The sequence below is a fragment of the Kitasatospora nipponensis genome (genome assembly GCF_039528135.1).
Classification (GTDB): Bacteria; Actinomycetota; Actinomycetes; order Streptomycetales; family Streptomycetaceae; genus Kitasatospora; species Kitasatospora nipponensis.
In genome coordinates this window covers 8034-21040 of the sequence record NZ_BAAALF010000146.1, presented here as the reverse complement: position 1 = coordinate 21040, position 13007 = coordinate 8034, and the positions used below count along the sequence as shown (strand labels likewise).

Genomic DNA, 13007 nt, shown 5'->3' with positions numbered 1-13007 from the left:
GGGGGGGGGGGGGGGGGGGGGGGGGGGGGGGGGGGGGGGGGGGGGGGGGGGGGGGTGGGGGGGGGGGGGGGGGGGGGGGGGGGGGGGGGCCGTCTTCGGCTTCGCGGCGGCCGGGGTGGGTTTGGGGGCCGGCGCCGACGCCGCCTTCGCCGGGGCCGGGGTGGCCTTCGTCGGTGGCTGCGCGGCGCGGAGCCGCTCCGCCGCCTGCCCCGCCTCGGGGTGGCCCTTCCCTGCTGCGCGCTGGTACCACAGTGCGGCCCGGTCCAGCCGCCCGCTCTCCTCCAGGAGCTCGGCCAGCTCGACCATGGAGAACAGGTGCCCGCCCTCGGCGGCCCGCAGGAAGTACCCGATGGCCTCGGCCGGTTGCCCCGCCCTGCGCGCCCGGACCCCGAGGCGGTGGAGGGCGGCCTTGTTGCCGACCTCCGCGGCCCTGCGGTACCAGTGCATCGCCTCGGCCTGCCGCTGGGGGTCCTTCCCCAGCAGTTGGGCGGTCGCCAGCATGCCGTGCCCGTGACCGGCCTCCGCGGCCCGGCGGTACCAGACCAGGGCCTCCTGCTCGCGCTTCTCCTTGTTGAACCAGTTCCCCAGGGTCAGCATCGAGTGGATCTCACCGCGCAGGGCGGCGGGCCGGTGGATGGTCAGCAGTTCCTCCTCGACCCCGACCGGCGGCACCGGGGTCGGCGACGGAGCGGGAGCCGGAGCAGCGGCGGGAGCGGGGACACGAGCGGGGGCCGGAGCAGCGGCGGGAGCGGGGACACGAGCAGGAGCAGGAGCCGGACCCGGAGCAGCGGCAGCGCGCACCGCCCTGGGGCCCTGGGCGGCCCGGACCCGCGCGATCGCCTCCTTGGCCTTCTCGTGCTTCCGGGCCGCCGCCTGCTCGTACCAGCTCAGCGCCTGCGCCAAGCCGCCCGGCTGCCGCTCCAGCAGCTCGCCCAGCCACATCATCGAGTGCACGTCCCCGCCGTCGGCCGCCGCCCGGTAGAGCGCCCGTACCTGCCCCTGCTGGTCGGGGAAGTGCCGTTCGATCAGCTGCGCCGCCTCCCGGGCCCCGGTGGTGTTGCCGCCCGCCGCCGAACGCCGGTACCAGTGCAGGGCGGCCGACAGCTCGCCGGCCTTCTTGCAGTAGCCGGCGTAGTGGCGCATCGCCTCCGGCTTGCCGGTCTCGGCCTCGGCCAGCAGCCGCGCGCGGACGTCGTCCCCGGCCCCGGTGCCCGGTCGGGGGGCCGGCGAGCCGGTGGCGCCGGGCGGCAGGGTGGTCGGCTCCTGCGCCGGACCGCCGGTCGCGGGCGCCCCGAGTTCGCGCTCCACCCGGGCCAGGGCGTCCGACAGGAACTGCGCCGGGGTCGGGGTCGGGGTCGGCGCTGGGGTCGGCGTCGGGTTCAGGGGCGATCCGCCGGCGGGCACGAGCCCCGTCCGGCCGTCCCGCATAGGCTGCGGGAGGTCGAGCGCGAGGGTGGTCCGCTCGCCGACCACGGACCGCAGCCCCGGCGGCAGCCACCACTCCTGCTGCGCACTGCCCTTCACCGCCAGCAGGCCCGCGATCTCGGCCGGCGAGGGCCGGTCCTGCGGCCTGGGCTCCAGGCAGGGACGGACCACCTTCTCCACGGCGGGTGACAGGCCGTCGAGCCGCGGCCGGTCGTGCAGGATGTTCGCCTCGATCTCGCTGGTCGAGCCGCGGCCGAAGGGGTGGCGGTTCAGCGCCGCGTACGCCAGCACCAGGCCCAGCGCGAAGACGTCACAGGCCGGGCCGACCCGCTCGTCGCGGAGCTGCTCGGGCGCGGCGAAGGTGGTCGTGCGCGGGACGGTCCCGAGGCCGGTCAGCGTGCCGCCGTCCTCGGGGGCGAGGTGCCGGGCGATCCCGAAGTCGATGACGTAGGGGCCCTCCAGGGCCATCAGGACGTTGGCGAGCTTGAGGTCGCGGTGCACCAGGCCGGCGGCGTGGATGCTCCGCAGGGCGTCCACCAGGCCGGTGGCCAGCACCCGCCAGGTCTGCTGCGGCAGCGGTCCCCCGCACTGGTCGAGGGCCTCGCCCAGGTTCACCCCGGGGATGTAGCGGGTGGCGAACCAGGGCTCCCGGGCCCGGACGTCGGAGTCGACCAGCTGAGCGGTGTACTGCCCGTCGACCGCGCCGGCCGCCTCCACCTCGCGGGCGAACCGGCTGCGGAAGTGGTGCGGGTCGACCTCCAGGCGGTCGGGCCGGATCGTCTTGAGGGCCACCGCACGGCCGAACGCGGGACGGGCGAAGTAGACGTTCCCCCACCCGCCACTGCCGAGCAGCGCGAACAGCCGGTAGGGGCCGATCTCCTGGGGATCCTGCTCCCGCAGCGGCTCCACCCGAACTCCTCACCCGATCCACCGGGAACCCGGCCCACCGGCCACCCGGCCCACCACGACTCAGCCCAGACTCGTCATCTCGTCGCCGTCCCCGGAGCGCCTGGGCGGTTTGGCGCGCACGCCCTCGGGCCGCTCCCCCGGCCAGCGCTGGCCGCTGCGGCGCAGCACGACCCCGGGGACCAGCTCGATCTCGTCGTCCGGGCCGAAGGCGCAGAACGGCCGCTCCGCGGTCGGCGTCGCGAGCGGGCCCTCGAGGTGCGGCAGGTCGCGCCACGGCGTGGGCGCCGCGCCCGGCCGCAGGGTGCGCATCCGGCTGCGCACCCGACTGGTGTCGAGCACCCGGAGCGTGCCGCGGCGGCAGACGATCAGCAGGTGCTCGCGGCTGATCCTCGACCGGCGCTTCTCGTCGAGGTGCTCCGGCGCGATCCTCGCCAGGTGGCGCCGGCCGAGGGCGAACTCGGTGCCCTCGTCCTGCGTCAGGTTCTCCCAGGCGCGGCACTCCCCGTCGATGAGGATCTTGAGCTGCAGCCGGGGCCGGCGCGGGCCGCCGTCCGTCAGCAGCGTCCCGTGCGCGCGGCAGACCACCTTGCCGCCGCGGATCGCGGGGCTGGGGAAGCAGGCCGGCCGGGGGCAGCGCCAGGAGCGCTCCAGTACGTCGGCGCGCGCCCGGCCGCGGAAGTCCAGCAGGTTGCGGGCCTTGAGCCCGTCGCGCTCGCGCTCCCGGGAGACCTCCTGGTCGGCCAGCACGCGCATGTCCCGGGGCACCAGCCGGACCGGGCCGCCCGCGGGGCGTTCGGGCTTGAGGAAGTGCTCGCGGTCGCCCTGGATCCAGGGGTGGACACCCCGGTGGCCCTTGAAGGAGTCACCGCTGATGACCGGGGTGCCGAGCACCTTCGCGTGGTCGAGCAGGTCGGGGTCGGCCTTGTCGATGGCGGCGATCAGCTCGCGGTCGCGCCACTCGCGCAGCAGCGCGCCCTCCGCCGGGTCGGGGAACTCGCCGTCGAACTGCGGGCGCAGCAGGCTGTTGTCCGCGATCGCGTGGACGGTGACCTCCTGGTCGCCGGTCCAGGCGCGCAGGGCCCGCAGCACCAGGCGCAGCCGCTCCAGCGACCGGGCCGTGGGCCCGCCCAGGGTTCGCTCGCGGACGATGTTGGAAAGGTCGATCAGGAAGTCGGCGCGCTCCGCCTCGCCGCGCAGGTGACGTTGCATCCGACGGAAGGCCGCCATGTCACTCGCCACGCCTGCTGCCCCCACGCCGTCGGCCGCCCGGTACAGGAGTAGAGGCTAGCGCCCGGCGGCGCGGCACACGCCGGAATCCGCGATTCCCGCCCGGCGGCGGGCCGGACGCTCAGATCCTGCGCCCGAGGACCAACCGGCAGCGGGGGCTGCCGTCCTGACGTACCCCCAGCTCCGCCAGCGGTGGGGACGTCACGGCGAAGCCGGCCGCCGCCAGCTCCGCGCGCAGCGCCGCCAGCGTGGCACCGCGGTAGTACATGACGAACGGGGGCCGCCACACGGCGTTCCGCACCCGCATCACCGTGTCGAAGCCGAACAGCGTCCAGTACCCGGGCGAGGTGATCCGCGGCGGCGCCGCGACCGGGAGGGCGAAGAGCCCGCCGGGGCGCAGCGCGCGGTGCGCGCCGGCGAAGAGCGCGGCCCGCTCGGCGGGCAGGAAGTGGCCCAGCGCGCCGAAGCTGACCGCCAGGTCGAAGGCCCCGGCGAACGGCAGCGCGCGGGCGTCGGCCCGCACCCAGCGCGCGTCCGGGTGGGCGCGGCGGGCCCGGTCGAGCATCCCGTGGCTGAAGTCGACGCCGGTCACCGGCCCGCGGCACAGCGGCTGGAGGACCCGCAGGCCCGCGCCGGTGCCGCAGCACACGTCCAGCCCGGCCTCGAACGGTCCGAGCGGGGCGAGCGCGCCGGCGGTCGCGTCGAGGACGTGGTCGGGGGTGCGGAAGGGGGTGTGGTCGAAGGTCGGCGCGAGCAGGTCGTAGCCGTGCTCGACGGAGGACAGCGCCTGCACGGTCAGGTCGCGGAGCGAGGGGCCCTGGGAGGAGAACACCGGCCCAGCGTAGGGCCGTGGGGCCCCGGGCGCGTCGTGCCGCCGGGGGCGGCGGCCTCTGATACGGATCGGGGTGTCCGCACGCCCCCGTCCCCACCCCGTCCCCACCCACCGCCGCCGCCACCCCGTCCCGGCGGAGAACGGAGCAGGCCCGATGGCCGACGCCCCCAGCAGGTCCACGCTCGCCGTCACCGGCGCCTCCGGCCGCCTCGGCGGTCGGGTCGCCCGCCGCCTGGCGGCCGCCGGCGTCCCGCAGCGGCTGCTCGCGCGCAACCTCGCCAAGGTGCCCGACCTGCCCGACTCCGCCGCCCTGCCCTGCGCGTTCGGTGACCGCGAGGCCGTCCTGCGCGCGCTGGACGGCGTGGACCGGGTGCTGATGGTCTCCGCCTCGGAGGCGCCGGACCGGCTGGAGCAGCACCGCACCTTCGTCGACGCGGCGGCCGAGGCCGGGGTGGGGCACCTGGTGTACGTCTCGTTCTTCGGCGCCGCCCCGGACGCGACCTTCACCCTGGCCCGCGACCACTGGCAGACCGAGCAGCACATCCGCGCCAGCGGCCTGGCCTTCACCTTCCTGCGCGACAACCTCTACGCCGACTTCATGCCCGCCATGGTCGGCGAGGACGGCGTGATCCGCGGCCCCGGCGGCCAGGGGCGCGCCGCGGTCGTCGCCCAGGACGACATCGCGGACGCCGCCGCGGCCGTGCTCACCCGGGCCGACGAGCACGCCGGCGCGACCTACGACCTGACCGGCCCGCACGCGCTCACCTTCGAGGAGATCGCGGCCGTGGTCGCGCACGCGACCGGGCGCCCGGTCCGCTACCAGGCCGAGACGGTCGAAGAGGCCTACGCCTCCCGCGCCCGCTACGGCGCCCCGACGTGGCAGCTCGACGCCTGGGTCTCCACCTACACCGCGGTGGCCGCCGGCGAGCTGGACGGCGTCAGCGACGCCGTCCCGCGGCTGACCGGCCACCCGGCCACCGACCTCACGGCGGTGGTCCGAGCCTCCCTGGGGTGACCCGTCGGGGCGTCGCTCCGCGCGCGGGCTCCGCCCTGCGCGGCGGCCGCGCCGGTACTGGCCGGCTTGGGCGTGTCCCGGGCCGGGGCGGTGCCGATCAGCAGCACGGTGACGACCAGCAGGGCCGTGACGCCGGCGAGTTCGAGCAGGACCGAGCGCCGCGGCGCCCAACCGCCCCGCTCGCGCAGCCGCGCCACCCTGGCGCGGCTGCCGACCGCCCCCGCGAGCACCAGGAGGAAGAGCGCCGTCTTGACCAGCAGGAGCTCTCCGAACTCCGTACCGGTCAGGGCGGCGAGGCTGCCGACCTCGCGCAGCGCCTGGTAGAGCCCGGTGGCGGCGAGCACCGCCACCGAGACCAGCGCCAGCCGGGAGAAGCGCGCGGTGGTGGTCGCCAGGTCCGTTCCGCCCGCGCGCCGCGACAGGACCACCAGGGCGGCGAGTCCGCCGGCCCAGACCGCCATCGCGGTCACGTGCAGCGTGGTGACCAGCAGGGCCAGCGGGACCAGCGCGCCGCTGGACGCGTGGCTGATCGCGCTCCAGGTGCCGGCCAGCAGCAACGTCAGCAGCACCGCCGGGAGCGCGCCCCGGTCCCAGCGCACCACCGCCTCGCCGACCGCCGCGACCAGCGCCAGCAGGAGGATCCGGGCCACCAGCGTGTGCCCCTGGTGGGTGGCGAGCGTGGTGGCCAGCAGCGCCCGGTCCGCCGTGTGCGCGAGCGACTCCCCCTGGGTGGAGGGCCCGTAGACGAAGAGCTGGAGCAGCGTCCCGGCGAGCACGGTCGCCCAGCCGAGCGCCGCGAGCCGGCGCAGCCGGGCCGCCGGCTCCGTCGCGGCGGCGGTGAGAGCGGTGGTCGTGGCGGTGGCCGTCTCCACGGGCGCCGCGGCGGGCAGGCAGTGCAGGCGGATCGCCGCCGGTCCGACCAGCAGCGCCAGCCCCGCCAGGCCCAGCCAGACCGCCAGGTCGAGGACCGCGTCGGTCACCCGGTCGGGGGCGCCGAAGCCGCCGGGGACCGCGGTGCGGCTCGGCGCGCCCACCGAGAAGGTGAGGGTGCCGGCGGTGGTGTGGCCGTCATCGGCCGCGGTCACCCGCCAGTCCAGGACGTAGGTGCCCTGCTGCGGGTCGGCGGCCAGGTCGACGCTGATGCTCTGACCGCCCGCGCCCGCGCCCCCGCCGCTGCCGGCGTCCGCGCCGGCGGCGGACCGCGGAGGTCCGCTGTCGACCCGGCGCCCGTCGGGTCCGATCACCTTGACCGAACTCAGCTCCAGCGTCACGTCCTCGGAGAAGCGCAGCGTCACCTGCCGCGGCTCAGCGGCGACCACCGCCCCGTCCGAGGGCGAGCAGGAGACCAGGCTCGCGTGCGCGGCGGCCGGTCCGGCCAGCACCAGCAGCGCGCCCAGCGCCAGGGCGAAGGCCGCGCCGAGGCGCAGCCGGACCTCGGTCCCGCGGTTCAGTGGCACGATCCCGCGGCCCTTCTCTGCTGCACCAGTGGCTCGACGCCGAGGCGGTACTCCGCCAGCGCGCCCTCGTCGGGGACGAACCGCCACCGACCCGCCTGGTAGAGCAGGGTGTTGCTGCCGGTGGCGCCGGCCCGGTGCCAGTCGACCCGTACCGTGGCCGGGTCGAGGGTCGTGCTCCTGTCGATCACGTAGGCGATCCCGGCGGGGGGCCGGCACTCGGTGTTGAGCCGCACGAAGTCGGCCTGGCTGATGGCCTGCTGGGCACTGTCGCTCCACAGCGCCCAGGCCGGTGCCCAGCCACCGCCGGCCAGCAGGCCGAACTCCTGGGAGGCGACCGAGTCGGCCTGCAGGGACTGGGGTTGCGGCGGGGTCGGGGGCGTGGGGGCGCCGGTCCGGGGCGAGCTCGCGCAACCGGTGGCCAGCGCGGCCACCGTGACGAGGACCAGGGCGCCCGCCCTGGCACCGGGCCGCCGATTCGGTTCGCGGCGCAACGGCCTCTCCGATTCTGGCTCTTCACAAGGCGTGTGGGGGTGGTGGCAGGGGCTGGGCGACGGCGGGAGGGGGGTGGGGGGGGGGGGGGGGGGCGGGGCGGGGGGGGGGGGCGGGGGGGGGGGGGGGGGGGGGCACCCGCCCCGAGCCGGTCAGCGGCAGGGCTGAATCGGGCTAGTTGGTCAGTCGGTTGGTGCCGTAGTGCTGCACCAGCGACTGGTTGGCCTTCAGGTCGAGGTCGGCGGTGAACTTCAGCGAGTCACGGATCTGCGCGAGCGTGATCTTGGAGTTCGGGATGCCGCCGAGCTGGTAGCTGAAGGACTGCCCCGGCGAGACCTGACGCTGCACCAGCGGCACGTCGTGGAAGTCGATCCGGGCGATGTAGAACGACGTCCCGTCGCCGCGCGGCACCTCCAGGTAGTCCTGCTGGGGGTGACCGTACTGCTGGGTGCTGGTGTACCCGTGGTTGTCGGAGCCCGACGGCGCACGGAAGACCAGCACCGCGCAGTCCGGCGACAGGGTCTGGGTGGAGGTGTTGGTGAAGACGAAGTTCCAGTCGCCGTACCACTGGTTGCCACTGAAGGTGACGTACTCCGACAGCCCGACGTTGCTGGCGAACTGCGTGGTCAGCGGCTCGCTGAGCACCGGGTTGGCGCCGCCGATCGGGTAGTTGACGCCGTTCGCGCACCGCTCCAGCGGGGCGTTGTACTCCGAGGGCGCTCCGGTGGGAACCGCCTGGGTGTAGCTGGCGGGCCCGGCGCTGACCGCGGTGGTGGTGTTGGGGTCGGCGACCGCCGGGCTCCCGGCGGAGAACGCCGCGACACCGGCGAGCAGCAGGACGGTGGCGAGGCTGGCGCCTAACCCTCTCCTGGTGGACTGTGCGTGCATGGTGGATCGATCCCTTCGATCGCGAACGCGAACGCGTGGATGCGCGAACGCGTGGACGACCCACGGCGGGCGTGCCATGTGTCCCAAGGGGTGCCGCGGGAGCGGTGGCGAACGCCGCGTCGAAGCACCGTGCTGACGCCGGCTCGGAGCAGTGGGGGAACACGCGGAGACGGCGCTTCTTCTCAGGACACCCCGCTGAGGGCTGAGTTGTACGTTTACATCCGCCCAGTAGGCCCGTCAAGGGTCTGGACCATTAAGGTCTAGTCCATTGGGTCCAGACCAATTTTCGAGCCGCCCGGCCGACTGTCGGACCGGCAACTCCGCCACCTCGGGCACCAGTTGGACCCCGACCCGATCGGCCCGCGACCCGGCGGCGGGACGCCGGACGGCGCCGGGCACGCGCGGGCAGGCGACCGGACGGGGGCGGGCCGGCGGGCGGCGGACGCCCGGGGCGAACGCGGGACCCGGACAGGCGGCAAAAGGCCAGCACGGAATCCCCACCGGACCGTCAGGGGCGGGCGCCCGGGGAGAATTCACCGGACGTGGTCGACAAACCCGAACGCATTCCCGGAGTGACACCTCCACGGGAATACGGAAAAGCACCGGGGAGCAGCAGCGCCGCTCCCCGGAAAAGGCGAGCCGCAAAGCCGCTCCGGCCGCGATCCAGTGCAATGGTACACGCGCCGGCCGCTGCCGCCCAGCCCCTGGGGGGCGGACGGCAGCGGCCGTTTGCGGGTCGGCCTCGCGGGCCGGAGCCGGCCGGCGGGCACCGGGTGCGGTCAGGGCTGCTCGTACCAGGAGAAGGCGGCGATCCGCCAGCCCTCCGGGGTGCGGACGAACTGGAAGGTCTTGCTCCCGCCGCCCTCGTACGGCTCGCCGTCGAGGGTGCCGGACTTGCGGTACTCGCCGAACCGCGAGGCGATGTCCCCCGCGATGTCGGTCCGCTCGACGGTCTCCCATTCGAAGAACTCGACCAGCCGGCCCTCGCTCAGCAGCCGCTCGCGGGGGGCGATGAACTCCTCCACCGTGCAGACCGTGAACTTCGCCCCGGTCACGACGATGACACCGCCCGGAATGATCAGCCGGCGGAGGCGGTCCACATCGGCGGTCCTACCGCCCCGATTGTCGAATGCGCCGTAGAACTCGGCGGTCAGCTGGTCGATCTCGTTCTTGGACATGGCGGGACAGTAACACCCGTGCGCATGCGTCCGGAAGAATTCTCCGGCCTTCGGCATTCGACCCCCGGCATGCGGCGAAACAGCGGCGGGCGCCCGGGCGCCTCAGCCGACCACCGGGAGGTCGAGGTAGGAGGGCCGTGCGGTGCCGTGGCCGATGGTGTAGGCGGCCTTGCCGTCGGCGGGCAGGAGTTGGAAGGAGTCGGGGTTGGCGGCCGCGACGGTCAGCCGGATCCGGTCGCCGGCCCGGAAGAGCACCGAGGTCGGCTGGAGGTCCAGGGTCACCTGCTGCGGCGCGCCCTGCGGGAAGGGGCTCGCGTCGGCGGCCGCGTAGCTGCGCGGGGTGCGCAGCCGGCGCCAGTCAGGGTTGCTCCAGCAGGGGGCGACCGCCCGGTCGGCCAGGGCGAGTTGGCCCTCGGTGACGTAGGTGACGCGGCCGTCCGGGGTGACGTCCTCCAGGTAGACGTGCAGCGCTCCGTCGCTCGCGCCGCTGACGCCCGTCACGTCGAGGGTCACCCGGCCCAGGCCCGTCACCCTGGTGTCCTGCCGCACGGGCGGGCCGGTGTAGCTGAGCAGTTCGCCGTCGACGGCCGCGCGGTCGGGGTAACTGACCGGATCGCCGGTCAGGTTGGTGTTCCAGCGGTCCAACGGACCCGTGCCCGCCGTGGGGTTGAGGGTCAGCGGGTCGGCGTCGGACCGGCCGGGGGTCGACTGCGGCCGCTGCCGGCTGAGGGTGTCGCCGTCGGCGAGGTAGAGCCGCTGGTTCCGGGTCCCGGCCACCGGCCAGCGGTCGGTGGTGCGCCAGGTGCCCTCGTTGAGCGTGTAGTAGTGCACCAGGCGGTCGCCGTCGGGGTGTTCGCCGCCCTTGACGTAGCGGTCGAAGAACGCGATGGTCCGGTCGGCGATCTGCTGCCGCTCGGCGGCGGTGAGCGGCCGGCTGGGCACGAACGGGTCGGCGAGGTAGCCCTGGCCGTGGCTCCAGGGGCCGATCCAGTCGTCCTGGGGGTTCGACAGGCCGGTGAACTGGGAGAGCACGCCGTCGGCCGTGCCGGCGTCCAGCCAGCCGGCGTCGGTGAGCACCGGCACGCCGCCCGCCCTGATCGCGGCGCTCACCTGCGACACGCCGGTGACCGCCCAGCTCTGCGGGCCGTCGGTGTAGTCGCGGCCGACCCCGGCGCGGGCGAAGTCGACCAGGTTGGCGTTCCCGGCGTGCTCGGCCCGCGCGGCGGCGAGCAGCGCCGGCCCGTCCGGCCCGTCGACGGGCTTCGGCACGGCGCCGGTCAGCCCGTAGGCGGCGCAGAGCTGCTGGGTCTGGGCGCTGGTGGCGCAGGTGGTGCCGCCGGTCCGGTCGAGGATCCGCAGCAGCAGGCCGTAGACGGCGACCCGGGGCTCGATCAGCAGCCCGCCGGGGCGCACCAGGTCCTCGTAGGGGTCGAAGTCGTAGGAGATCGGCGCGGCGGCGGTGATGTGGTGGTTGCGCAGGCCCAGGGAGAGCATCGCGGTGTCGCCGCCGTAGGAGACGCCGGTCGTCCCGACGCGGCCGTCGGACCACGGCTGGGCGGCGATCCAGTCGGCGAGCGAGCCGCTGTCGGCGATCAGGGTGCTGCCGAGCTCGGCCTCCAGCGTGCCGAACGAGGCGCCGGTGCCGCGCAGGTCGGTCAGTACGTAGGCGTAGCCGCGCGCGTTCCACAGCTCCGCGGACGCTCCGTGGGGGTCGCTCACGGACCCGTCGGCGTGCTCGGTGGCACGCCAGTACCGTTCGGTCTCCAGGACGGTCGGCAACTGCTGCCCGGCGGTGGCGCCGGCCGGCAGCCGGACGTCGACGGCGATCCGGACGCCGTCGGGCATGGTCACGTACAGCGACTGCTCGCGCGGTAGCGCACGGGCGGCGGCGGCCGCCGCCGGGGCGGTCGAGAACGCGAGGCCGGCGAGCACGGCCAGCAGCGCGATCAACGACCGGCGGGCGGAGCGGGGTGGTGCCATGAGTGGTCCTCCCTGGGTCCGATAACGTTCTTTCCCCTGAATCGAGTTGACGGTTCGTCAGGGAAACGTCCGGGGCTCGCGAATGGCTCCCGGTGCGGGTGGTGACCGGCGTCCCGGCGCCGGTGCGGCCGCGCGCGGCTGGGGCCGGCCGGGCGGGTGGGCGCGTGCGGAACGGGCGGGGTACCCCGCGTCCGCCGTGAGCGTCGGACCGACGTCAGCAGGAGTGCCGCCGGCGTCGCAATAGCGCTCGCGCCGTCATCCGGGCGGCGACACTATCGGTACGGACGACGTTGTCGCGCCGAACCCGCTTTCCCGCACGGCCCGTTCGGGGGAATTCCGACCGGCGCTCGGTGCGCCGCACGGCGCCGGCGCGGTGCGGTGGGGGCCCGGCATTCGGACCAGGGCTTTCGGATGGCCGGATGGCCCGAAAGGGCAGCCTTGATTGGCGGCTGGTGTGCCGTTGTGAGTCCGTCGATCATCGGAGCTATGCTCACCCCCCGGTCGGGAGGTCGGAGGGGCGGTGCGGGCTGCGAATTCCGCCACCGGTCGCGTACTGATCTCCGCCGGCCGGCTACCAGGGGGCCGGTGAGGTCGGCGCAGTGTGCACGAGGGGGCCGTTCGTTCCATGATCCAATCCGTTCGCTTCCACCTGCTGGGCGCCATGCGGGCGCACTGCGGTGACCGGCCGCTGGCGGTCGGCTCGCCCCTGCAGCAGGCCATGATGGCCGTGCTCCTGCTGCGCGGCGGCCGGGCCACCAACGCCGCCGAGCTGATCGGCGCGCTCTGGGGCGAGACGGCCCCGACCAGCGCCTCCGCCATGCTGCGCACCTACGCCTGGCGCTGGCGCAAGGTGCTGGACCAGGGCGGTTGCGCCCCGGGGCTGCTGGCCTCGGTGGGCGACGGCTACCGGATGGCGGTGGCGACCGAGGCGGTGGACGCGCTCTGGGTGGAGCGGCTGGCCGCGGCCGCGCTGGGCGCCGGCCGGGCCGAGGGCGAGCCGCGCACCGCCCGCCGGCTGCTCGGCGAGGCCCTGGACCTGTGGAGCGGCGAACCACTGACCGGCCTGCCGGGCCCCTTCGCCGAGCAGCAGCGCTCCCGGCTCGGCGAGCTGCGGCTCAGCCTGCTGGAGGAGCACTGCGGGCTGCAGCTGGAACTGGGCGACCACACCCTGGCGGTGCCCGCGCTGCGCGACCTGACCGCCGAGCACCCACTGCGCGAGCGACCGTACGCCCTCCTCATGCGGGCGCTCTACCAGAACGGCTGCCAGGTCGACGCGCTGGCCGTCTTCGACCAGGTCCGCCGGCTGCTCGCCGAGGAGCTGGGCGTCGACCCGGGCCCCGAGCTGCGGGCCGTGCGGCAGCGGATCCTGCGCAACGACCCGGCGCTGCTCGGCGCGGCCCGCCCGCGGGCCACCGTGCAGACCGAGCCGGCAGGCGAGCCGGCCGGCGGACCGGCGGCGCAGGTGGCGCAGGTGGCGCAGGTGGCGGCGGGAACGACCGCAGCGGAAACGGACCCCGGTCCGGAACCGTCCGCACCCACCGAGGCGGCCACGGTCACCGAGACCGGGGGGGGGGGGGGGGGGGGGGGCCCCCCCCCCCCCGCCCCTC

General features: G+C 75.5%; 9 protein-coding genes and 1 pseudogene. 2 read left to right on the top strand and 8 right to left on the bottom strand.

Going from position 1 to position 13007, the window contains the following annotated elements; all coding sequences use genetic code 11:
* The 3 genes from ABD323_RS29860 to ABD323_RS29850 all read right to left on the bottom strand — a co-directional run.
* On the bottom strand, nt 1-2334 hold a 2334-nt coding region (locus ABD323_RS29860; RefSeq protein WP_344445128.1), incomplete at its 3' end, for a serine/threonine-protein kinase.
* 60 nt (nt 2335-2394) lie between these two features.
* A complete protein-coding gene (locus tag ABD323_RS29855) occupies nt 2395-3561 on the bottom strand; it encodes an FHA domain-containing protein (RefSeq protein WP_344445127.1) in 1167 nt (388 codons plus the stop codon).
* A gap of 121 nt (nt 3562-3682) precedes the next feature.
* Nucleotides 3683-4393 (bottom strand): class I SAM-dependent methyltransferase, encoded by a 711-nt coding sequence (locus tag ABD323_RS29850; RefSeq protein WP_344445126.1) that lies wholly within the window; start codon nt 4391-4393, stop codon nt 3683-3685.
* A gap of 154 nt (nt 4394-4547) precedes the next feature.
* Here ABD323_RS29850 and ABD323_RS29845 point away from each other — a divergent pair, with 154 nt between their 5' ends.
* Nucleotides 4548-5408, top strand: coding sequence for an SDR family oxidoreductase (locus ABD323_RS29845; RefSeq protein WP_344445125.1), 861 nt, complete (start codon nt 4548-4550; stop codon nt 5406-5408).
* On the opposite strand, the gene ABD323_RS29840 is transcribed toward ABD323_RS29845, so the two are convergent.
* From ABD323_RS29840 to ABD323_RS29820, 5 genes are all read right to left on the bottom strand, one after another.
* Nucleotides 5297-6865 (bottom strand): copper resistance CopC/CopD family protein, encoded by a 1569-nt coding sequence (locus ABD323_RS29840; RefSeq protein WP_344445124.1) that lies wholly within the window; start codon nt 6863-6865, stop codon nt 5297-5299. The two genes, ABD323_RS29845 and ABD323_RS29840, sit on opposite strands and share 112 nt — an antisense overlap.
* Nucleotides 6856-7356, bottom strand: a complete 501-nt coding sequence (locus tag ABD323_RS29835; RefSeq protein WP_344445123.1) for a hypothetical protein — start codon at nt 7354-7356, stop codon at nt 6856-6858. The genes ABD323_RS29840 and ABD323_RS29835 overlap by 10 nt, the downstream gene beginning before the upstream one ends.
* Nucleotides 7357-7528: 172 nt before the next feature.
* Nucleotides 7529-8242 carry a hypothetical protein gene (locus ABD323_RS29830; protein ID WP_344445122.1) on the bottom strand — a complete coding sequence of 238 codons (714 nt, stop codon included), beginning with the start codon at nt 8240-8242 and terminating at the stop codon, nt 7529-7531.
* Between the two features lie 779 nt (nt 8243-9021).
* Entirely contained in the window at nt 9022-9420 is a 399-nt protein-coding gene (locus ABD323_RS29825) for a nuclear transport factor 2 family protein (protein WP_344445121.1), read from the bottom strand.
* 102 nt (nt 9421-9522) lie between these two features.
* A complete protein-coding gene (locus ABD323_RS29820) occupies nt 9523-11400 on the bottom strand; it encodes a CocE/NonD family hydrolase (RefSeq protein ID WP_344445120.1) in 1878 nt (625 codons plus the stop codon).
* A 625-nt stretch (nt 11401-12025) separates the two neighbouring features.
* On the opposite strand from ABD323_RS29820, the pseudogene ABD323_RS29815 reads away from it, so the two are divergent.
* Nucleotides 12026-13007, top strand: a pseudogene (locus ABD323_RS29815) (AfsR/SARP family transcriptional regulator); the annotation flags it as partial.